Here is a 23,446-nt window from a genome sequence, read left to right as displayed (position 1 = left end):
GTTAAATTATCTGCCAGTTATTCTTGAACAATGGCTAAAATATCGCTTTCTGATAAGATAAGCACTTCTTCGTTATCAATTTTTTCTGTTTTAACGCCATATCCTTCATTGAAAATTACGATATCACCAACTTTAACATCTAATGGTTGAACTTGACCATTTTCTAAAATGCGACCATTACCAACAGCTAAAACTTCACCACGTGTTGATTTACCTGCTGCTGAGCCAGTTAACACAATACCGCCAGCTGATTTTGATTCTACTTCTTTGCGTTTAATGATCACACGATCATGCAATGGACGAATTTTCATTAGTTATCTCCTAGCACTAATTTTTACTTAAGTAATTATTAACAATAAATCATAAAATTATGATATGTATCATATAGTGCATAATAGATGGGGATTAATTTATATTCTTCAAGAGAATAAAATAAAAAAATTTTCTAATTGATTAATTATTCATCATCCTTCCGTTCAAATTCTCCTTCTATCACATCATTATTTACTTGTACATTGCGACTAGAAGAAAATGAATAAACTTTAGTAGGAAGTTTTTTAACAATAAAGCGCACAATATATTCCTGAACATATGGAATTAATAAAATCCCCCCTAAGATATCCGTTAGAAAACCTGGAATAAATAAGAAAAAACCAGCAAATAATAGCGAAACACTGTTAATAATTTCTTCTTTTGGGTTTTGTTGATTAGCAATCTTTTGTTGCATAAGGCTTAAATTTTTTAACCCTTGCTTTTTAATTAATGAAAAACCAATAATCGAGGTAGCAATAATTCCGATTAATGCAAGCAATACCCCCACTGAATTAGCAATTGCGATAAAAAAACTAATCTCACAATAAACATAAATAAAAAATATAATAAAACCAATAACTCGCATACAAAAATTCCTCTAAATATAGAGCGACATTATTTTCAATTAGTTATTAAAATGGTGACAATTAGCTAAATTTCAACCAAACAGTATATATTTTTAAAAATATCTTACAAAAAGGATTGACGAATAATCTCTAATCGTGTTTAATACAGCTCCATTGTTGCCCGGATAGCTCAGTCGGTAGAGCAGGGGATTGAAAATCCCCGTGTCCGTGGTTCGATTCCGCGTCCGGGCACCAATCACCAAATTTTAAGACCTGCTTATAGCAGGTTTTTTTATGTCTAAAGCCTTTTCAAATCAGCCTTTCAAGGGATTTTGTTTGTCAACCGGCATCAACTGAGATTACCCCATATCAAGTGCAAAATCGGATACAAACCCGGATATATTTGGTTCGATAATGGCGAGTATCCATAAAATGGCTTTAAAGCCTTTATTTGTAATGCTTAAGAGAAATTGCTTGAGCGCTACCATTTATGATTAATATTTTTTCACACCAACTCAAAATTTTGTGAGGTAGATCACAAAAAGAATGTGATATTTGTAATATTTTTCTACTTATTACCTTTATTTTGAGTATTGATGGATATTAAACAATTACAACAACAAATTACCGATATCACTATTTGGAAAAAAGGCGATCAACGAGCTCCACATAAACCTTTATTGCTACTTTATGTATTAGCACAATATAAGCAAGGTCATGATCGCTTGTTTGATTATGAAAAAGAAATTGAAAAACCTTTACACGATTTACTCGCTCGCTTTGGCCCTCAACGTAAACACTATTATCCCAATATGCCTTTTTGGCGTCTGAAAAATGATGGTTTTTGGCAACTGATTAATTTTGAAAACTGCACTAATCCAATTTTGCCAAGTAAAGAACCAACTAGCAAAACCCTTGCTTCTCACCAAGTACTCGGTGGCTTTGATGAACAAACGTATCGACTGATAAAAACAAATCCTACCATTATTGATCAATTAGCAGGACAAATTTTAAGCCAGCATTTTACTGAAAGTGTGCAAGAAAACTTAATTAACCGATTGGGTTTCAATCTAATGGAATCCAATAAATACCGAGATCCTAAATTCAGACAAATCGTATTACGAGCATACAACTATCAATGTGCCATCTGCGGTTACGATTTAAGGCATGACTCAGTATCAATCGGCCTTGAAGCTGCTCACGTAAAATGGAAACAACACGGCGGACCATGCATTGTAAATAATGGCTTAGCACTATGTTCATTACATCATTCCGCCTTCGATATGGGCGCTATCGGGCTTGATTGTAATCTAAAAATCAAAGTATCAAGCGGCGTAAATGGAAACCACATAGTTGAAAAACTATTTTGGGATTTCGACGGCAAAAACATCTTACTACCCAGAATGAAAAACGATTATTTACATGACAGATTTATTGAATGGCATGTTAGAGAAGTGTTTAGAACGTAAGTATTATAGAGTGGAAAAATATGAAAATAAGAATTCTTTCGGCATATTGTGTTCAACTTGGACATGAAGTGTCAATTGATCAAGCTCGGCTTGAATATTTATCTGAAGATCATCCATCAAGGTATCATTTCTATTGTTCAAGTCCTGATTGCTTTGCTAATAAGGTTAGAGTTATTGGGGTTAACTATCACTATAGTGCAGAAGAATCTAAAAAATATAAGATCCCGCATTTTCGCAAACAAGATGAACACTTACCTAATTGTGCTTGGGTTATTGATACTTTAAAAGAAAATCAACAAGGTCGACTACCTAATGAAACAGAGGAAGAAGCTAAATTAAGGCAAATTCGTCAAAAGTTATCTGACCTGATTGATGTTTTTGACCCAACGGAAGATTCTGATGATATAAAAAATGAAGATTCTTTCATTTCATCAACTCCTCGATTTCCCGAACAACAAAATACTATTTTGAACAATAATACAAAAAATGATTCCTCAAAATCAGGTTGTAGAAGAACTAACCAACTTAGTCGTTTAATTGAGACTTGGAGGGAAGCAAAGAATAAGTTACCCAAAAAAGAATTCGAACAATTAAAACTTAATGTTGTAGGAATAGGAAAATTAAAATTATGTAACTATTTTAAACGTTTTAATTATGCTTGGAATACTGAGCATTTTGGTGTTATGTATGGTGGTGTCAAACCTGATTTTAAGCGTTATGGACTAGGTTTTCGTATGACCTTTTACGATAAAATTAATGACTGTGATGTTATTTTGTATATCTCAAAAGAGAAAATGGAAAAATATCGTTATCGTCGTTACTTTGATATGGAACTTAGCAGAGATGATATTCGTTATATTACGGTCTATTTTATTCCTGACAAAATTGAATTATATGAGAATGGGAAAGGTTATAAGAGTTATCAGATTGAAATTAATCAGTTGAAGAATTTCTTTTTGATTGTTGAACCTAAAACATAATTAATTATAAAAAAAATATAAAAACCAATGATCTTTTAGGAATAAGGAATAAAATCCAGTTCAAAAATGAGTCTTGGAAAAAATATTCATATTGATAAACAATAACATTCCAAGTTGTAAACAAATACAAAATTAAACTATTTTTCTTGCTTAAACCAAGCCATTGTTAAATTAATTGGACATACAACTCAGAAATCTGAAGGATTTGATTTCGGTAAGTTAGAGGATGAGTATGTTACAAAATCACTTGAATTTTCGTCAAATAATTCATTTCTAACTAGTAGAAATGAAAGTTCTGAATTATGTTTGAAAAGGGTAAAATTTTATTGCTCATAATTCAGAATATGTTTTTTATATTATGCAGATTTAAACTGCTAAAATGATAGTATTAACTCATTTTTCGAGTAATCTTAATAACTCAGTAACAGATTTTCCTAACGCCAAACCAAGTAGTGGAGGGACAGCATTTCCTACTTGAGTATATTGGGGCACCTCAAATTTTCGCATCTGTCCACCAGTTGTAATTTTAGAGCGAAACACAAAGTTATCTGGAAATGATTGTATTCTTGCCATTTCTCTAACAGTCAAAACTCGCAATTCTTTTTCATCATAATGACAAGCATCATCTGGAATAGAAAGTGCGGCTGGAGCAGGACAATCTTTATTTAAAGCTTTTTGGGTTTGCTTTTTGGTTGGATGTAATTTTAAAAATTCTTCAAACTCAATTTTGTGTTCAAATACTTTCATCTGGTTATCGTCTTGTAGATATTCAAATTTTTTCAGTACATTCCAAATATCTTCAGGCAACCTATCTTCTTTACCTTTTAAAATATCAAATACAGCATTTGTAATATCACGCCTATCACATTGCTGTAATATCTGGTAAATACGAAATCGGCATTTTACGAGCTGACTATTATTACGTAAGTCATGATTATAAATTTCTTTTCTTGTTGCTAAAATATTTTTAAATTTATCATTTAAATTCCTAACAAAAAGGGAAGGATACGATGGATTATTTATTTTAAGATCATCAATAGCTGATTTCACATTAACTTCCTTTTGATTAACCAAGTGTTTTAAAAAAGAATTTTTAAATAAATTAAAATGTTCTTCAATTGATACATCAAAATATGGGAGAGAACCCCAAGCTACTTTTTTGACGTTTTTTTGAACTAAAGTATAAAAATTAAGAGAAGGTGCAAATAATGTTTCTTCTGCACTTCCTTTTTTAAAAAATGGTGTCAATTTTAGGAAAACATCATGACGTATAGCTAACATGATAAAGCGTGGTCGGTTTTGTGGTACACCTGCAAATCTTGCATTTACATGTAGGCAAAGTGGAATGTATTTTTGGGTAGCGAATACTTTAGCGACTTCAAACCAAGCGTGATATAGAGAACCATCTTTATCCTTAAATGCACGTAAAATACCTGTGACATTTTCAAGTAAAACAATTTTAGGTTGAATTTTGGCAACAAAGTTAGCAAATTCCCAAGGAAGGGTATTTTTGTCACTATCTTTCTCACGTAAACCAGCCATACTAAAGCTTTGGCATGGAGGACCACCAGAGATTAAATCAACCTCAGTATTATTAAATGCTGATTTTAATGCGAGTAAAAGCTCGTTATCTTGTTCAATCAAATGATTTAATTCAATGATATTACCAATGATAAGGGAGTTTTCTAATTGCTTTTTATTATTTGGGATGTCACTGAACCCTTTATGAAGAGAGGGATAATTAAAAGGATTCTCTCTCAAGCGTTCAGTTAAGGTATCAAATTGACTTGAAAGCCAGAAGGCTTTTTTAGGCTTTTTATTTTTTTTTGCTAGTTGTTCAAAGTTTTCATTAAAAAAGTTATAAGCAAATGTTTCTGCTGCCATTGGCGATAGCTCATTAGCCAGCGTGAGTTTAAACCCAGCTTTATCTAAGCCTAATGATAGACCTCCGCATCCGGCAAATAATTCAATATGATTAAACTTTTTTTGAGACTTCAATTGCAATACCTAGATAAAAATATATTAGGGGTGAATTCTAAACTAGAAAAGAACAAAAGTCCAGGGCTTAACAATATAGAATTTGACTTTTGCGAGTTATCTCGATATTCTTAAAAACAAGGCTTAGAGAGAAGCCGCCAGCCCACGCTCGTAAAGACTCATTCGTCCTCTCTGTAATAAAAATTTTTTCGTTTGCACTTTTAACTTATTTGTGGGCAGTAAGTTTAGTGCATGTATTTCTTTGAAAATTTTTATTACAGAGGGGAAAACATGCCTAAAGAACATCCTTATATTGCTCGCTTAAAAAAACAAGCCAAGATACTTAAAAAACAAAAAAATATTATTAGTGCAAGAGCATTAGATGAAATAGCAAAACAAGAAGGCCACTCCAATTGGACCGCTTTACTTAGAGAGTTCGATAAAACTCAAAAGATAAAAACGCCAACAGCTAAAGTTTCAACAACTTTTGTTGAAAGTGATGATATTGAGCTTGATGAAGACGATTATGAATTATTAGCTGAAGAGCGTAAAGATGAACTTTCATCAGAGATCAAACTTAATGTATTACAGAACAAAAAAACATTGGCTTTCCATTCTATTGATTATTCTATTTTTGAACCAACAAAAACAGGATTGAAAAAATCAATTCTTGATGCAACACAACCAGTGAGAACCCATTTTGAACTCGCAAAGTTTCATGACTACTCTAAACAGCAACAAGGAATAGATTATAAGAAAATATCTACAGCGTTCTTTTTATCTTCCTCGACTGTTCGTGAAACCAAAATGAGTTTATATCGACCAGTGACGAAAAAAGGTGACCCAAGAATGTGGTTTACTGCTTTAGGTACTTTTGCTGAGGCCGGTGATCAAATTGCTATCATTATTTTTAATCAAGTTCCTTACTTACTAAACCTAAGTAAAATTAATCTAGATAATGAATTACAAGAATTTAAAAGTAAAATTAATGGCTTTATTTGTGAATATACAAAACAGACAAATACCATTGCAGATGAATTATTAGCTAAGTTAAAGGAACTCGCGAAAAAGCCTATAAAAGCGATCGGACATGGTGATACTACTATAGGAATGTCAATTGAATGTGCGCTTGGCATCCCACCTAACTCAAGTAAACAACCTGATTATAAAGGTATTGAACTAAAATCCGGTAGAGGAAATAAAAATAAAACTCGTACTACACTTTTTGCTCAAGTGGCTAATTGGTCAAATAGTCATTGTAAAAGCAGTGCCGAAATCTTAGATAAATATGGCTACCAAAGGGAAAAAGATTTTAAACTATACTGCACATTAAGTACTCAGCAAAAAAATAGTCAAGGTTTAAAATTTGAAATACGAGATGATTTATTATGCGAAATACACGAATATATTTCTCCAAAAGGTTGTGAAATAAAAAAACAAGATGTAGCGATTTGGAATGGTTCAACATTACGTTCTAGATTACATGAAAAACATTCAGAAACATTCTGGATTGAAGCCGAGAGCACTTTTATAAATGGTGAAGAGTATTTTAATCTCAAATCAGTAATTCATACTAAAATGCCATTATTAAATCAATTAATGCCTTTAATTGAGAATGGAGTAATTACAATGGATCACCTAATTAAAAGAAATGCCAAAAATAATCGTGTTTCAGAAAAAGGACCATTGTTTAAAATAGATAAACGCAATTTAGAGTTACTATTTCCAAAACCTATAAAGTATGATTTAAATTAACTTTAGCAATATTATTGTTCTATTAATTAATAAAAACTATTGTTCAAATTATTATTTGACTTTAGTTTTTATACTATTATTTTTGTGTTAGTTTCTCTGTCTATACAAACTTGTATCAGTTATTCTCTCCATTATAGTTAATTATCGTTATCCACACTTTTTAGTAACAATAAAGTTTATTCTTGCATTTCAAAATAAATATATTAATAACTACTAAGTAAACTATTTAACTTATTACTTTAAATTTATAAATAACGCCATAAATAATGAAACATATATAATAAAAGCATATTTGGTTATTTTTAACGTAACTTGAGATTGATTAAGTATTTTTAATAATTTAATTAAATATGATTTTTTAATTATATTTAATTGTAAAAATAATCTTATATTTATACTTTTTAAAAATTATTTTAGAATTTGAAGGCTTGTACTAACAGATAATCTAAGGAATAATCTCTGTTCTAATTTTATTTGAAACCGATAATATAATGGATAATATTTTACCAAAGCTGGATAACACTCAAACCAAAGATCGAATAGCAAAGATATTGCGGCAGGAGATCATATCTGGTAGGTTCAAAAATGGTGAACAGCTCACTCAAGAACAGATAGCCCAATATCTTAATACATCTAGGATTCCCGTTAGAGAAGCGTTTCTTATATTAGAATTAGAAGGATTTTTATCGCGATTACCTAATCGACACGTATTAGTAGTAGGTCCGAAGATTGATTTGTTAAAAGATATTTTTGAATTAATCGCATCGGTTGAGATCCAAATTATCAAAATATTGTTAAATTCAAAAAAAGATATAAGAAATATACTTGTTGCAGATGCCAAACAATTTCGACAAGTTTTATTAATCGAAATCGACAATTATTTTATTAAAGAAAATTATTCAAGATTATTAGTGGGTTATCCACAATATGTTTGGGATAATATTGAAAAAAAATCTAGTGATGAAGATTTACATAATAGTTTAATAACATCAATTCAGACACATGAATTAAAAGCAATAGCCAAATTTGTATACAAATATTATTTTTCATTAGCTGATAGTTTAACAAAAAAGTTAAATAGGAGTTAACCTAGATGAATCAATTGCAACCACTGAAGTTACTACCAATGAGAGAACGAATAGCTTCGGTTTTACGCAAAGCCATTTTAACCAGAGAGATACAAGAAGGCACAATTGTGACGCTTGATGGTGTTGCATCGCAATTGGAAGTTTCAAATACCCCAGTCAGAGAAGCTTTTCAGATTTTGGCTAGAGATGGTTTTATTAAATTGCGCCATAATAAAGGGGCAGAAGTTTTAGGAATTACTAAGAAATTTATCAAAGATCACTATGTGACTCGCGCAGTTTTAGAACGCGAAGCTGTCGCTGAAGTTTGCCAAAATAAAGCCGATCTATCTGAAATTATTGATGCTTATCAATGTGGAAAAAATGCTATTGAAAATGATAATTACGTTGATTATACCAATTATAATCAAGCGTTTCATATGGCAATTTGGGCCGCATGTGGCAATAATAAAATTAATTCTATCTTATCGGAAATGTGGAATGGATTATCATTAGGTTCGAATATTTCTGAACAAGAATACGCTATTCTTTCATCTAAAGAACACGGTAATATTTTGAATGCAATGATTGAATATGATGCAGAATTGGCAAAAAATCTTATGTATCAGCATATCATTCGCAGCATGGAAGATATGCTAACACGTTTTTAAGTTTTAATTTTTTACATAAGTAAGGAAAAACAGAAGTTTAGGTTAACAGTCCAAAATTTTATTTTTTAATTTACCAATTTGACTAATTTCAACTTCAATAATATCTCCTTCTTTCATAAACAGTGGGGGGGTTCTTTTTTTGCCAACGCCTCCTGGTGAACCAGTTATGATAACATCACCGGCTTCAAGTTTACTGAATCTTGAGATGTACTCAATTAAATAAGAAATAGAGTAGATCATATTTCCTGTAGATTCACTTTGAACTTGGAGTCCATTTAATGAAGTTGTAATGTGCAGTTTTTGCGGATCAGTAATTTCATCAGATGTGACTAGCCAAGGCCCAAACCCCCCCGTTTTTGGCCAATTTTTACCTGAAGTAAACCAAGTATATTGCATATCTCTGACGGAACCATCCATAAAACAGCTATAACCAGCAACATGCTCTAGAGCTATTTCTTTTGAAACGTTACTGGTCGTTTTACCAATAATTACTGCTAATTCACCTTCATAATCAAATTCATTTGTTGAATTGGGTTTATGCATGAATTCATTATGTGCAACAAGCGAATCAGGGAATCGAATAAAAAGTGTTGGGGCATTGGTAGATTGTTCAAATTCCTTTCTTTTTTCTGGATAATTCATCCCCACACAAATTATTTTATTTGGATTATCAATAACAGGTAAAAAATGAATTTCATTCAGCGGATAATCTGGATACTCCAATTTTAATTGTTTTAATTCACTTAAAATATTGTTAGAAATGGCTGATTTTAGATCTGGATAGTTGTCACCTAACTGTTTTTTCAAGTCATATACATTGTCATTTTTAACACAACCCCATGTTTTTTCATGTGTTAGTGGTGACAAAAAGCTTAATAGCTTCATAATAAATTCCTTTTTCAAATTTAATTGCCACTTCTGACTAAAGTGGCATTTTTATTTAAATTCATATAACAATTTTGTTATTGAGCTTGTCGTTTTTTATTATTGATACCAATAATTAACGTTAAAAAGGCTGAAATCATTAACATTCCGGCAACAAAATAAAGTGCATAAGAAAAATCACCAGTCACCTGTTTTAACCAACCAATTAATGCCGGTCCAGCAAATCCGCCTAAATTACCTATGGCATTTATCGCCGCTAATCCGGCAGCAATAGCTGGTCCATTTAAAAATTGAGATGGAATACTCCACAATGGTGGTTTGCAAGATGATATACCAATATTAGCCATAACTAAGGCAAAGGTTGCAATAATTAACGCTGTAGCGAGGCCGGCAATAATGAAACCAACGCAGGCAAGTAAACACGCACAAATAACATGCCAGGTTCGTTCATTTGTTTTATCCGAATGTTTCGCCCACAGGATCATCGTGATTGCAGCTAATGCCGGTGGTATGGAATTAATATAACCGACTTGAATTGTGGATAAGCCAAAAGATTTAAAAAACATTGGAGACCAAATATTGATCGAATAAAGTCCAGCAGAAGTACCAAAATAAACAATCGCTAAGGTTAATACCCTAATATCAGTTAATCCTTTCCATATACTGGTTTTTATTACTGCTTTTTCCCCTTGTTTCTCTTTTGCAAGAGTATCGACTAACCATTTAGTTTCGTCTTCTGTTAGCCAGCTATTTTTTTCTGGTTTGTCATTAACATAAAATAATGTAAATATCCCCATTACCGTGGCAGCAATCGTACACATTAAAAACATTAATTGCCATCCTTTAAATCCAAATGCGCCGTGTAAACTCATAATAATTCCGGCTAAAGGTGAACCAATCATGGCTGAAATTGGTGCCGCAGCCATAAAGAATGCTATCATTTGAGCGCGTTTCTTTATTGGAAACCATGTGGATAAATACAATATGATTCCAGAAAAAGAGCCTGCCTCAGCTACTCCCAATAAAAAACGAATAATATAAAAACCAGTAACTGTTTCAACATAAATCATACATGCTGTGATTACAGCCCAACTTAGCAATATTCTAGCTAACCAAATACGAGGCCCCACCTTTTGCAAAATAATATTAGATGGGACATCAGTAATAAAATAACCAAGAAAAAAAAGTCCAGCCCCAAGTCCAAAAACGGCATCAGAAAATCCCAACTCCTGATTCATCGTTAAAGCAGCAAAACCAATATTTATTCTATCGAAAAAACCAATGAAATAGACTAGCATGACATAAGGAACTATTCGTAATGTGATTTTTCTTAATGCTGTTTGCTCTAAATTTTGTTTCATTACATTTCATCCTTCTCACTAAAGACAAATTTTTTGTCTTTTATTAAAACTTCCAACATAACGTTAACCTTCATAATTTTGATGTTACTTATGGATAGTTACCGTTATTTAATAAACCTGACTTGCGGAATAATTTCTTGATAAACTTCTTCCTTGCGTTGATTGAAAATGATTTTGTTATTTTCAAATAAGTTATTCCCTTCGGTATCAATTGATACAATCAAAGGACCTAATTCTTTTACTTTACATACCCACAATGTTTCAGGCATACCAAGATCTCGCCATTTAGCATCAACTATTTTTTCAACTTGTGTTGCAGCAACAACAGCACATCCAGCCGGGAAAACGACATGAATTGCTTTATATTTTTTACAACCCTCTTCAGTATTTGGCCCCATTCCACCTTTACCAACTATTAATTTCACGCCTGTTTGTTCAATAAATTCTTTTTCAAATTTTTCCATTCTCATGGAGGTTGTTGGTCCAATAGATATCATTTGAAATTCATTATCAGATAATGCTTTAACTATTGGTCCTGCATGAAAAATTGCACCACCATTTATATCAACCGGTAAATCTAATCCTTGTTCAATTAATCGACGGTGAGCCACATCACGACAAGTTACAATATAGCCAGTTAGGTAAACGATATCCCCAGCTTTAATTCCTTCTAAATCCTCAGATTTTATTGGGGTGGTTAATATTTTCTTTTGGCTCATAGTGTTACTCCTTTGTGACTTATCGTTTGGTAATTCAACTCTTTATCAAATACAATTGTTCCTCTACGGTGAGACCAACAACCAACATTTACTGCCACACCAATCGCCGATGGATGACGTGCACCATTTTCAACATGGACTCCCATAACTGAATATTTACCAGACATACCTTGAGGACCTAATCCTATTTTATTTATGCCATCTTCAAGCAGCTGTTCAAATTTAGCGGCTTTTTCATTGGCATTTCGAGAACCGATTGGGCGCATAAGCGCTTTTTTGGAAAAAAGTGCTGCTGTTTCTACTGAAGTAGCCACACCAACACCAACAAGTAGCGGAGGACAAGCATTTAATCCATAGCTGGTCATTACATCTAAAACAAATTTAGTTACCCCTTCATAACCAGCACCAGGCATGAGTACCATTGCTTTACCTGGCAAAGTACATCCGCCTCCAGCCATGTAAGTATCAATTTCAACGACATCACTATCAGGAATAATATCCCAAAAAATATAAGGCGCATTTGTACCTATATTTTTGCCAGTATTTTTTTCATCAAATGTTTCAACACAGTTGTGTCTAAGAGGGGCGGTAATTGTGGCTTGAAATACTGCATTAGTTAAAATGTTTTCTAATTCACCAATAAGAGGAAAATTCGTACCACATCTTACCGAAAACTGTAAAACGCCCGTATCTTGGCAACACGGCCGATTCAATTTCATCGCAAGATTTTGATTTTCCTGCATAGTGCTATAGATGACTTTTGCTAATTGACTTGTCTCCTTTTTGCTTAGATCTTGAAGTTTATTTTCAACATCGTCAGGTAATTTCTTACCTACAAGGGCTACAAACTTGCTCATTATTTCGGTCATATTAGTCACAAGTTTATCTTTATCTGACATAAATTATCTCCTAGTTGATGGTGATAGATTTAGATATTTAGAAAAATATATTCTGAGAAATTTAATTGCCTATCTATGAGGTGTTTTCCTAAAAGAACATGCTTCCATCTAATATTTTTAATCTCCTAACACTAAGTAATATGAGAATTATTGACCCAATTACTTAGTCATTATTAAATTATATAAATTTTATTTTTAATTCAATGTATTTAATAATGTATCCAATTATTTGTGAGCAAGTTCTCACCAAATTAGTTTACGATGGAGTTTCAGTTATTAATTTCCAATGCTTAATTTGAGTTTACTTTATTGAATTTATTGGATTTATTATGAAGATAACATAGCCATAAAACTAAAATTGACAGATTTTGCTATGAGTGATTTTTTATTAAATGAGGTTATTTTATTGAATTTTAGGTTTAAAGTGCACTTAACTTAACAGTCAATACTGTTAAGTTAATTTTAGTATTTATAACAATTCTCTTGTCATACTAAAAATCAAAAGTTATGACCAAAAAATACGTTGGTCTTTAGTAGGGAAACAAGAACCAGTATTAACCAGCTGTGAATTAATTATAGAAACTAACTCATTTCCAAAGGTACTTTCAGATCCTAAACTGGCTAATCATTGTTTTAGTGCTACTTATTCAGATCAATATATAGACTCAGTATATAATGATCCTCTTTATCAAATTTTGAATAATATTAATTCTAACTTAAAAAAATAAGGATCTAATCAATGTAGATATAAGGAATGTATTATCAAATAGTAAAAAAATATTGTTGATACCTATCTATTGAATGTAATTAACCCACATCACTCAATAGAGGTACAACAATGTCAACATTCTTACCCCCTTTGGATGCACAAATACATCCTGATTACCTAGTTGATATGAAATATATCACCACACTTACAGGCATGACTGATAAATGGTTTTATGCTTTGATAAAGCAGAATAAATTTCCACTCCCTATAAAACTAGGAAGATCCTCGCGTTGGCGCCTAAAAGAAGTTGAAGCATGGATAAAGACTAAAACTAATTAACAGTTAAATTTCTATCACCCAAGCCACATAGTCAAATATGTGGCTTTTTTTATATCTAAATTTTTATAATTGAGGAATTCGTTATGTCCTTGACAGATTTAAAAATCAAATCCGCCAAACCATACAATAAACAATATAAACTTTCTGATGGTGATGGTTTATTCTTACTTGTTCATTCAAATGGTTCTAAATATTGGCGTTTTCGCTATTATTTCAATGGTAAAGAAAAATTAATGTCTATAGGCCAATATCCTAATGTTTTATTAAGCGAAGCTAGAAAGATACGAAATGAAGCCAAATCATTACTAGCTAGAAATATTGACCCGCAGGTAGAAAAGAAAGCAAAACAGTTTGAAGATGAAATACAAGTTACTTTTGAGCAAGTTGCACGTAAATGGTGTAGCAATAACAAAACTTGGTCTGAGCCACATAGAGCAAAAGTACTACGAACATTAGAATTGTATTTATTTCCTAAAATTGGAGCTTATTCTATTTCAGCATTAACTACCCGTCAGTTAATTGTTCCAATTAAAGCTGTTGAAGAAAATGGTCGGTTTGAAGTCGCTAGCCGATTACAGCAACGTACTTCAGCAATAATGCGCTATGCAGTGCAAAATGGTTACATCTCTTATAATCCTGCTCAAGATCTAAAAGGGGTAGTGAGTAAAGTAAAAGTGAATCATCGGCCTGCACTTGAACTCGAAAAAATACCTGAACTTTTAGAACGCATTGATAATTTTAAAGGACGAGAGTTAACCAAATTAGCAATAAAACTCTCTCTACTTATATTTATTCGTTCTAGTGAGCTACGGTTTGCTCGTTGGTTAGAAATTGATTTCGATAAAAAGATTTGGACTATTCCTGCTGAAAGGGAAGAAATTGATGGTGTACCTCATTCTCAACGAGGTTCCAAAATGAGAACACCTCATTTAATTCCACTAAGTGATCAAGCAATTGAAATCTTAAAACAGATTCATGAAATTAGTGGCATGTACGAACTAGTATTTATTGGGGATCACTCAGCAAGAAAGCCAATGAGCGAAAACACAATAAACAAAGCATTACGTTCTATTGGCTATGATACCAAAACAGAACTTTGTGGGCATGGGTTTAGAACAATGGCCTGTAGTGCTTTGGTTGAATCTAATCTCTGGTCACGAGATGCTGTGGAACGCCAGATGAGTCATCAAGAACGTAATGGTGTAAGGGCTGCTTATATTCATAAAGCACAGCACATTATTGAACGAACAAAAATGGTTCAGTGGTGGGCTGATTACTTAGATTCAATCCGAACTGAATATGTCATGCCTTATGAATTCAAAACTGCTTAAAAAGCACTCTACTATTTAATTCTCTTTTCAAAAATCAATTATTTTAATATCTAAAAATTTAAGGAGATGTTTATGCAAACATTACCGAATGTATCGTCATACCCTGAATCCACTGCGGTGGGTTCGGGTACGATCTCAGTATTTGTAACCAATTTAGGAAAATATAACGAAGGTGAGTTAGTGGGCGAATGGCTTGCCTTGCCAACAACATCTGAACAAGTAAAACAATGCTTTCAAAGAATTGGAATTGATGGTATTAACTATGATGAGTATTTCTTAACAGATTATGAATCGACTGTCTATGGTGTATCAAATTATATATCAGAACATAGTAATCTTGATGAATTAAACTATTTAGCCTGTAAACTTGACGAATTAAGTCATGATGAAATGGAAATTTATGAAGCAGTTATTGATGTTGGAGACTATGTTAATTCTATTACTGACTTAATTAATTTATCTGATAACTTAGATTGCTTTCAATCCTTGTCCAATATTTCTGATGAATATGATTTAGGTTTTTATTGGATTGCAGAAAGTGGCTGTTATAGTTTAAAAGAGCTAGGCAATTTAAGTAACTACTTTGATTATGAACGCTACGGTCATGATATTACGCTCGAACAAAATGGCACATTTTATTCTGGTAATTACATCTATTATACAGGTGAAACTTTTAGTTCCGATTACGATGGTGAAAGTATTCCTGAAGAGTATTGTGTTTTGACAGAACCAAATGATTTTGATGATTAGTTAATACCCTAATAAAGCTTATTTAAAGCTTTATTAGGGTAATTATTAATGATTATATTTTTGAGTTTAGCTTTAATTTATAACAAGTATATAAAACTGGAAAAATTGTCACCACAAACTAACGTAGATAATGAAAAGAAATTGGACTTTTTCCTTTAGTTGACATATTAAACAATGGAAGTATATCAAAACTTTTATCATTTATTCTGCCCAAATTATGTTAATGATCCCCCATGAAACATATAGGGAATATTATTTTGATCCTAATAAAAATAAAGTTAGATATTTTATTACATAAAATAATTAATTAAATATTAATTCCCATATTTATAAATATAGAAATTGATGCTTCCTATCTATTTAAAAATAAAATAAACTTTAGATGAGTTTCCATAGAATGAAAATAGCTGAAAAATTTTTTTAGTATTTTTCTAAATACGAGATCTTTTATGCCTAAAATACCATTTAATGTAAGTGCAAAAACAGCAAGACTAATTGGTCGAGAAAATATATCTAATCTAGAAGGTGCCATCAGTGAATTAGTTAAAAATTCATATGATGCTGATGCACCAATTTGCATAATTTACTATGAAGAGTCTACTCAAAGTTTATGGATAATGGATAATGGGGTTGGAATGACACCACAAATTTTAACTGCTCATTGGATGACAATAGGTTACTCATCAAAAATTACTAATTATGTTACTAATTGTGGTCGAATTCAAACAGGCGAAAAAGGAATCGGACGTTTTGCTCTTGATAGGATAGCAAGTAGTTGCACTATGCATAGTATAGGTGATTCTAGCAACTTTATTTGGTCAATTAATTGGGATCTTTTTTCTTCTATTGATAAGATAACTGATGTTTATGCTGATATCGAATATGTTAAAACATCTCACTTTGAATTTTGCTCTTCAATATTAAATAAAAATGTCATTGACTTAATTAAGGAAAAATTATCTGGCAAAGGAACTTGTTTTAAATTAACACAACTTAGAGATAATTGGTCCAATGCACTAATTGATAAAATTATTCTTTCCCTTTCTAAACTTTTACCACCAAATACCCATGGATTTCAAATATACTTATTTAAGGAAGATACAATTAAAGAAAAAGCCAAAATAGATTCAGCTTTTATTGATTCATATGATTATAAGGTGTTTTTCGAACTTGAAACAAATGGAAATTGTGACATTACACTTTACCGTAATGAATTTGATTTTGGTGCAAATTTAAAAGAAATTAGTGATGAAGCTAAATTCAATAAAGATGATTTAAATTATTTCAAGGGTATACCTAAATTAATTAACACTAATATAAAAGAGTTACTTCCCAGAACACAGAAAAATTATGATTTGGGAAAAATAACAGGTGAAATATATTTTTATAAAATAGTTACGCAAGATAAAAACGAAGCAAAATATTTTTATAAGGACTTTTCTAGAAGAAAAGGAGATCTAAAAGATATTACAGGAATAAAAATATATAGAGATAATTTTATTGTTCGACCTTATGGATTCAAAGGTTCCCCTGAATTCGATTGGTTAGATTTATCAGCTCGTAGAGCTCGCTCACCGGCATCACCATCGCATAAATCAGGTTCATGGAAAGTTCACAATAATCAAATTAGTGGTCAAATTTACCTTTCAAGAGAAAATAAAAATTTACCTGATAAATCTAGTAGAGAAGGGATAATTGAAACACCTGAATTTATAATCTTCAAAGAGTTCATTATTTCTATAATTAAATTTATTGAAGAAGATAGACAATATGTTATTAGAAAACTCAATATTCGTGATGAAAATATTAATGAGCGTGGAAAAAAATTAAATAGATTAAAAGATGAAATAGAACAAACTTTTCAAAATAAATCACAAAATGAATCACCGAAAATAGATGCAAAACAGGTAAAAGAAGCCTTAGATTATCAATCTGAAAAAATAATAGAACTTGAAGAAGAAATGGGGCTCCTAAGAGCTCTGGCTACAACAGGAATAGTGGTAAATACATATATTCATGAAATAAAAACTTTGACAATGAAACTTAATTTGGGAGTAAAAGAAGCTTATGAATTATTAAAAGAAGACAATGATGTTGAGAATGCTTTAAAAGAATTAGCCAAAATAAGACCATTACATGAAAGTTTTAACTCTTGGTTTAGCGTTTCATTAGAATCTATAAAAAAAGACAAAAGAAAAATGAAATTACTAAAGCTAAGCCAAATTATTAATTCGTCGATTACAACATGGAAAAATATCAATAAGAATATTGAATTTATATTTGATCCAAATCAAGAAATTGAGATTAGATGTTTTTCATATGATTTCGAGAGTATTATAAATAATCTAATCACTAATAGTGTATTTATGTTTAAAACAAATAATATTAGTAACAAAGAAATCAATATTAAAATAGGTAATAATGGTGAATATAATTTCATTAAATACAAAGATAATGGTTCTGGATTACTTGAAAGTTTTAAAAAAAATCCTGATAAAATTTTGGAATATGGAGTAACAGATAAAAGAGATGCTAATGATGAAATTATAGGAACTGGCTTAGGATTGTGGATAGTAAAAAATATAATTTCCGAATATAAAGGGTACGTTGATCTATCGAAAAACAAAACAAGCAACGATGGTTTTATAATTGAGATTTATTTTAAAGGAAGAGAAATATGATAAAGCTGGGTTTCTTGGATGATGATTATAGTGATATTCAACAAAATATGCATAGAAGTTTTAAGAAAAATAATATTGAACTTATTACATTAGAAGATATTAACAATATAACTAATATTGAAATAGTAATTAATTTTATTCTATCAAAACAATTATTATGTTTATTAGTCGATTATGATCTTATGAATTTCCCTTCTAAAAATTTAGGCACCAAAATTATTAAAGAATTAAACGAAATCCTACCATCTTTTCCTTGTATTTTATTTACCAATTATGTTGAAAATGGAATTAGTGAAAAGCTTGTTCCAAGCATATATATTAGAGATAAAAATATTATTCTTAAAGAAAGTGACTCACAAGAATTTATAGAATTCGTAAAATTTATAGAAAATGGTGCAGAATGTTTTATAAAACGATTAACACTATCCTTAGAAGAATATAACATTTTATATTCGAAATATTCAAAAAATGAAATAACAGCTGATGAAGAATTTAGATTTTACTCATTATATAGAGTTTTAAGAGCTTATAATTACGTTGATGACATTCCAGATATATTGTTATACAAAGATACAAAAAGAAATATACAAGATATGCTATTTATTCTAAGCAAAATCGAAAAAAATCTGATAAAAAAATAAATTATGGCAAGAGTTCATGGAAATAGAATAATAACAAGAAGAACTAATTATTCTTTACTGAAAGATTATAGAAATTATAGATCTATATTAATTGAAGACTTTAAAAATATTTGTGGGTATTGTGGTAAGAACTTCGAATATATATCTTGCCAAAGCCAAATAGATCATTTTATACCTCTATCTTTCTGTAAAGAAAATGGTAAAGATGAGTTAACCTATAAATATGAAAATCTAGTTTATTCTTGTTCAGTTTGTAACAGAAACAAATCGAATGATTGGCCATCAAAATCATTCACATCGCATCACAATAATATACAAGGATATGTAGATCCAGCATCGTCTGATTATGATGTTCATTTATCCAGAGATGAAAATGGAAGTATTATCGCTAATACTGAAGTTGGTAATTATATGGTTTCACATTTTAAATTTAATGTACGGCCGATAGATATAATATGGTTAGTAGAACAATTACAGGAAAAACTAATTGTCTTAGAAAAAAAAATAGAACAACAAATGGATAATGAATCCTTTAAGGAATTCTATATTATATCAAAGAAACTTAATAAAAGCTTTTCTACTTTAAAAGAACACAAAGAACAACTATAAATGGATACAATAATTGCGATAAACTATTATTTAGTACATAGATAACTTATGAAAATTTTTTGAAAAAAAGTTATTGTTTTATAACATACTAGTAATATTTTATTTCATAAATATATTTTAATTATTAATTTACTCATGAAAAATAAAGTAATCACATATTTCAAACATAATAAAATAACGAAACCTTTTGAGGTTGATCAACTAATCATCTCAGCATTCATTTATAAAAATAATATTTCACTAAAAAATAATAAATTAATAAAATCCTATTTAATTACATCAATGAAAAAAACAAATAATAAATTATTTAATACTTTCCTAGATTTAATTAATAATGAAATTCATGAATTTAATTTTGAAGAACTAATCAAGCTTTTTGAATATGTCATATCTCCTTCAGATAGAATTGTTAACGGTGCAGTATATACACCCAAAAATATTCGAACATACATTACCAATACAGTCCTTAAAAAAAGAAAAGATATTTCCACTATAAAAATAGCTGATATATCTTGTGGTTGTGGAGGTTTTTTGTTTAATGCAGCACAAAATTTAAAAAAATTAACTAATGAAACCTATAAAAATATTTTTGAAAAAAATATTTTTGGTTTAGATATTCAAGAATATTCAATACAAAGAACAAAATTATTACTTTCTCTTTTAGCATTAATAAATGGTGAAGATATACCTGAATTCAAATTTAATTTATTTGTTGGTGATGCATTAATATTTAATTGGAATGACTATATTAGTGATTTTTCTGGTTTTAATATTATTTTAGGAAATCCCCCCTATGTTTGTGCCCGTAACTTAAATATTGAAACTAAAAAATTATTAAAAAACTGGTCAGTAAGCTCCACAGGAAATTCTGATTTATATATACCTTTCTTTCAAATTGCGATCGAAAATTTAGCATCAGAAGGCATTCTTGGTTATATAACAATGAATACTTTTTTCAAAAGTTTGAATGGGCGTGCATTACGTGAATATTTCCAAAATAAACAATTGAACTTTCAAATTATTGATTTTGGCTGTGAACAAATTTTTCGATCTAGAAATACTTATACATGTATATGTTTTATTAAAAATAAAATTTCTAGCTATTTAGAATATTACAAATCAGAAAGTAATAATTTAAATGATAAAAAACAATTCAATAAAATAAAATACTCTCTCTTAAATTCTAAAAAAGGATGGAATTTGAAAGATACAGATATAATCTCTAAGATTGAAGAAATAGGAAGCCCTTTTGGTGAAAAATATAAAACTAGTCATGGTTTAGCAACATTAAAAAATGATATATATATATTTAAACCAATTTATGAAGATGAAAAATATTATTATTTTAATAAAGATAAAGATTACAAAATAGAAAAAGAATTATGTAAAAGTATTATTAATTCAAATAAATTAAGTAGCTCATATTCATTAAAAGACTTAGAAGAAAAAATAATATTTCCCTATAATAGAGATACACACTCTAGTGCAAAATTAATTAAAGAAAGTATATTGAAGACAAAATATCCAGAAGCTTATCGATACCTTTTGAGTAAAAAAGATATTCTTGCTAAAAGAGATAAAGGTTCAGGTAAATATGAGGATTGGTTTGCGTTTGGTAGAACACAGTCACTAAATGTAATTGGTAATAAATTATTCCTCCCTAAAATGTCTAATAAGACACCAAGCAGTATTATCTCAACCGATAAAGATCTTTTATTCTATAATGGAATAGCAATAGTCGGACATACTAAAAAAGAACTGTTACTTATAAAACGTATTATCGAATCAAGACTATTTTGGTACTATATCAAAACAACAAGTAAACCCTATTCTTCTGATTATTATTCATTAAATGGAAACTATATTAATAATTTTGGAATCTACAATTTCTCAGATGAAGAAATTAATTATATTTTAAAAGAAAAGAATCAAAAAAAGTTAGATCTATTTATTGAAAATAAATACGGTATTCAACTCTAATAATTAAATTAGTTAAGAATAAGACAAAAACTAGTAAATAATTCCTGAAGACTAAGCTGTGTTATATGGCATGCTATGGTACTAAATCTGTGCCAATTATAAGCATTAACTTGTGCTAATAAACAAATTTACATTATATTTTATATCAAAAAGTATGTACCCTTAGAATATAACTGACATTATAATTAGTAACTATTTAATAATCATAAAAGTGATGGATGAAGTGTGAATTAAAGCAAATAAGTATAATCATGGATAAAAACACGGATACATCCCCCAACCCAATAATACCAATACTTTAAGCTGTATCTTCGATTCCGCGTCCGGGCACCAATCACCAAATTTTAAGACCTGCTTCTAGCAGTTTTTTTTATGTCTAAAGCCTTTTCCAAGCTACCTTTCAAGCGATTTTCTTTGTCAACCGATGTCAACTGAGATTACCCCATATCAAGTGCAAAATCGGATACAACCCCGGATACATTTGGTTCGATAATGACGTGTATCTATAAATATTGTTAACCAATTTAATCAGTTAAAACTTTATCAAGACGCTTATAATCTTGACGATAAGCATTGAGGTTTCTAACTGACTAAATAATCAACAATAGTGATTATTTAACACTATTAACTAAAAAGTTAAATCCAATAAGATTGTAGTGATATAAATAATAGGCAATATTGATGCATATGTAGTTAATTCTATTACTCTGTTTTCATTGTCGAGACGTTAAGGATTCAAACGGTATCATAAGTAACATGACATCAAAATTTTAGGGATTTTGACTATAATTTGTTGTATTTACCACAGCCTTTTATCATCAAATAAGCGGTTAAAACTTGTTGTATTTGAGATTGGATAAGTGACATAAATCGCTTTGCTAGATTTTTTAGAAGCAAAGTTCATAATTTTAAGATTTTCATAAAACTGATACCCTAAAACATATCCCAATAGATAACCGATAAAGACTTTTTTGCCATCATCTGTTGTTACTTTGTCATTGATAAAAATTCTGGTGTATATATCTAAAGACGAATTTATTTCGGCATCGATTATTTCACTGTCTGATTTTTGTGACATAGAAATAATATTATTTTTAATCCAAGCTAAATAATCGCAAGTGTTATGAATAATATCACCATTTTTTCTATTGAACTTAGGATATTTAAATAGATCTAGTTGTCTAAGACGATTAATTAATGCTTGATGAGAAGTATATTTTCGTAAATTACAACTTTTTGATAAATAGATATTATTAGGGATCTTTGATGACTTTATCTCTACCAAATAAACGTTATTTGCTCGGCAAAACTCAATAGTATCATCAGTTAACATACCATAATGGCTGGCAAGAATTGTTTCCGTTATTTTTTGCTTAACAAGTGCGATATTGGGATTATTTTTTTCATAGATAAGACCATCAAAAGGAGCATGTTTTTTAAATAAATCAGTCCTAAATTGGTCATAAGCCGTATATGATAATTGTCTCATATTATCATTTTGACAATTTTGGTACTCAATCAAATCAATAAATAACTCCTCAACAATTTTCCCTTGTAGGGTATTTTTATCTATCTCTTTTTGATTTCTGTTTGGTTGCCAAGTATTTTGCGTGTTTTTAGCAATTTTCTCTAAATTTAAGTTTAATTTTTCTAAATCATCCTGATAAGTAAAAATAACAATATTTTCATCAACATTAAAAAATTTAAATCGATTGGTTTCTATTATATTAACCATTGCAAATTTACTT

Annotated in this window: 20 protein-coding genes and 1 tRNA gene; 13 read left to right on the top strand and 8 right to left on the bottom strand. The window is 30.1% G+C overall.

Going from position 1 to position 23,446, the window contains the following annotated elements; translation table 11 throughout:
- Positions 1-17: 17 nt before the first annotated feature.
- Together RAM17_RS01775 and RAM17_RS01770 are read right to left on the bottom strand one after the other, a co-directional pair.
- Positions 18-311, bottom strand: a complete 294-nt coding sequence (locus tag RAM17_RS01775; protein ID WP_034901049.1) for a co-chaperone GroES — start codon at positions 309-311, stop codon at positions 18-20.
- Between the two features lie 146 nt (positions 312-457).
- Entirely contained in the window at positions 458-898 is a 441-nt protein-coding gene (locus RAM17_RS01770) for an FxsA family protein (RefSeq protein ID WP_110448772.1), read from the bottom strand.
- Between the two features lie 159 nt (positions 899-1,057).
- Between RAM17_RS01770 and RAM17_RS01765 the strand changes: the two genes are divergently transcribed.
- The 3 genes from RAM17_RS01765 (at position 1,058) to RAM17_RS01755 (ending at position 3,327) form a co-directional block, all read left to right on the top strand.
- Positions 1,058-1,133: transfer RNA gene (locus tag RAM17_RS01765), tRNA-Phe, on the top strand.
- A 341-nt stretch (positions 1,134-1,474) separates the two neighbouring features.
- The gene (locus RAM17_RS01760) at positions 1,475-2,347 is read left to right on the top strand and encodes a phosphorothioated DNA-binding restriction endonuclease (RefSeq protein WP_110448773.1); all 873 of its coding nucleotides are present in this window, start codon (positions 1,475-1,477) and stop codon (positions 2,345-2,347) included.
- A 20-nt stretch (positions 2,348-2,367) separates the two neighbouring features.
- Positions 2,368-3,327: a hypothetical protein gene (locus RAM17_RS01755; RefSeq protein ID WP_110448774.1), complete on the top strand. Its 960-nt coding sequence runs from the start codon at positions 2,368-2,370 to the stop codon at positions 3,325-3,327.
- Positions 3,328-3,720: 393 nt separating this feature from the next.
- Here the strand turns inward: RAM17_RS01755 and RAM17_RS01750 are convergent, their stop codons facing one another.
- Positions 3,721-5,325 (bottom strand): DNA cytosine methyltransferase, encoded by a 1,605-nt coding sequence (locus RAM17_RS01750; protein WP_110448775.1) that lies wholly within the window; start codon positions 5,323-5,325, stop codon positions 3,721-3,723.
- 270 nt (positions 5,326-5,595) lie between these two features.
- On the opposite strand from RAM17_RS01750, the gene RAM17_RS01745 reads away from it, so the two are divergent.
- The 3 genes from RAM17_RS01745 (at position 5,596) to RAM17_RS01735 (ending at position 8,794) form a co-directional block, all read left to right on the top strand.
- Positions 5,596-7,059, top strand: a complete 1,464-nt coding sequence (locus RAM17_RS01745) for an MvaI/BcnI family restriction endonuclease (RefSeq protein ID WP_110448776.1) — start codon at positions 5,596-5,598, stop codon at positions 7,057-7,059.
- 491 nt (positions 7,060-7,550) lie between these two features.
- Positions 7,551-8,147 carry a GntR family transcriptional regulator gene (locus RAM17_RS01740; RefSeq protein WP_110448777.1) on the top strand — a complete coding sequence of 199 codons (597 nt, stop codon included), beginning with the start codon at positions 7,551-7,553 and terminating at the stop codon, positions 8,145-8,147.
- Positions 8,148-8,152: 5 nt separating this feature from the next.
- The gene (locus RAM17_RS01735; protein WP_086326590.1) at positions 8,153-8,794 is read left to right on the top strand and encodes a GntR family transcriptional regulator; all 642 of its coding nucleotides are present in this window, start codon (positions 8,153-8,155) and stop codon (positions 8,792-8,794) included.
- A 42-nt stretch (positions 8,795-8,836) separates the two neighbouring features.
- Here RAM17_RS01735 and RAM17_RS01730 read toward each other — a convergent pair whose 3' ends face one another.
- The 4 genes from RAM17_RS01730 to ttdA all read right to left on the bottom strand — a co-directional run bounded on the left by RAM17_RS01730 (position 8,837) and on the right by ttdA (position 12,658).
- Complete coding sequence (locus RAM17_RS01730) at positions 8,837-9,679, bottom strand: fumarylacetoacetate hydrolase family protein (RefSeq protein WP_110448778.1); 843 nt, start codon at positions 9,677-9,679, stop codon at positions 8,837-8,839.
- A gap of 77 nt (positions 9,680-9,756) precedes the next feature.
- Positions 9,757-11,040, bottom strand: coding sequence for an MFS transporter (locus RAM17_RS01725; RefSeq protein WP_110448779.1), 1,284 nt, complete (start codon positions 11,038-11,040; stop codon positions 9,757-9,759).
- A gap of 104 nt (positions 11,041-11,144) precedes the next feature.
- Entirely contained in the window at positions 11,145-11,759 is a 615-nt protein-coding gene (gene ttdB / locus RAM17_RS01720) for a L(+)-tartrate dehydratase subunit beta (RefSeq protein WP_034884698.1), read from the bottom strand.
- A complete protein-coding gene (gene ttdA, locus RAM17_RS01715; RefSeq protein WP_086326586.1) occupies positions 11,756-12,658 on the bottom strand; it encodes a L(+)-tartrate dehydratase subunit alpha in 903 nt (300 codons plus the stop codon). The genes ttdB and ttdA overlap by 4 nt, the downstream gene beginning before the upstream one ends.
- Before the next feature lie 838 nt (positions 12,659-13,496).
- Between ttdA and RAM17_RS01710 the strand changes: the two genes are divergently transcribed.
- The 7 genes from RAM17_RS01710 (at position 13,497) to RAM17_RS01680 (ending at position 21,698) form a co-directional block, all read left to right on the top strand.
- The gene (locus RAM17_RS01710; RefSeq protein ID WP_110424538.1) at positions 13,497-13,706 is read left to right on the top strand and encodes a helix-turn-helix transcriptional regulator; all 210 of its coding nucleotides are present in this window, start codon (positions 13,497-13,499) and stop codon (positions 13,704-13,706) included.
- Between the two features lie 83 nt (positions 13,707-13,789).
- Positions 13,790-15,037 carry a tyrosine-type recombinase/integrase gene (locus RAM17_RS01705; protein ID WP_110448780.1) on the top strand — a complete coding sequence of 416 codons (1,248 nt, stop codon included), beginning with the start codon at positions 13,790-13,792 and terminating at the stop codon, positions 15,035-15,037.
- 72 nt (positions 15,038-15,109) lie between these two features.
- On the top strand, positions 15,110-15,787 hold the full coding sequence (locus tag RAM17_RS01700) for an antirestriction protein ArdA (RefSeq protein ID WP_110448781.1): 678 nt from the start codon (positions 15,110-15,112) through the stop codon (positions 15,785-15,787).
- A 449-nt stretch (positions 15,788-16,236) separates the two neighbouring features.
- On the top strand, positions 16,237-18,468 hold the full coding sequence (locus RAM17_RS01695) for a sensor histidine kinase (protein WP_306240536.1): 2,232 nt from the start codon (positions 16,237-16,239) through the stop codon (positions 18,466-18,468).
- Positions 18,465-19,109, top strand: coding sequence for a hypothetical protein (locus RAM17_RS01690; RefSeq protein WP_110448783.1), 645 nt, complete (start codon positions 18,465-18,467; stop codon positions 19,107-19,109). Before RAM17_RS01695 ends, RAM17_RS01690 begins: the two co-directional genes overlap by 4 nt.
- A 3-nt stretch (positions 19,110-19,112) precedes the next feature.
- Positions 19,113-19,718, top strand: a complete 606-nt coding sequence (locus RAM17_RS01685) for an HNH endonuclease (protein WP_110448784.1) — start codon at positions 19,113-19,115, stop codon at positions 19,716-19,718.
- A gap of 135 nt (positions 19,719-19,853) precedes the next feature.
- Positions 19,854-21,698, top strand: a complete 1,845-nt coding sequence (locus RAM17_RS01680; RefSeq protein ID WP_110448785.1) for an Eco57I restriction-modification methylase domain-containing protein — start codon at positions 19,854-19,856, stop codon at positions 21,696-21,698.
- A gap of 799 nt (positions 21,699-22,497) precedes the next feature.
- On the opposite strand, the gene RAM17_RS01675 is transcribed toward RAM17_RS01680, so the two are convergent.
- Positions 22,498-23,433, bottom strand: coding sequence for a hypothetical protein (locus RAM17_RS01675; protein ID WP_110448786.1), 936 nt, complete (start codon positions 23,431-23,433; stop codon positions 22,498-22,500).
- Positions 23,434-23,446 lie beyond the last annotated feature (13 nt).

It is taken from the genome of Gilliamella apis, assembly GCF_030758615.1.
Classification (GTDB): domain Bacteria; phylum Pseudomonadota; class Gammaproteobacteria; order Enterobacterales; family Orbaceae; genus Gilliamella; species Gilliamella apis_A.
The sequence above is the reverse complement of the archived record's forward strand: the minus strand, read 5'-3'. Positions and strand labels throughout refer to the sequence as shown.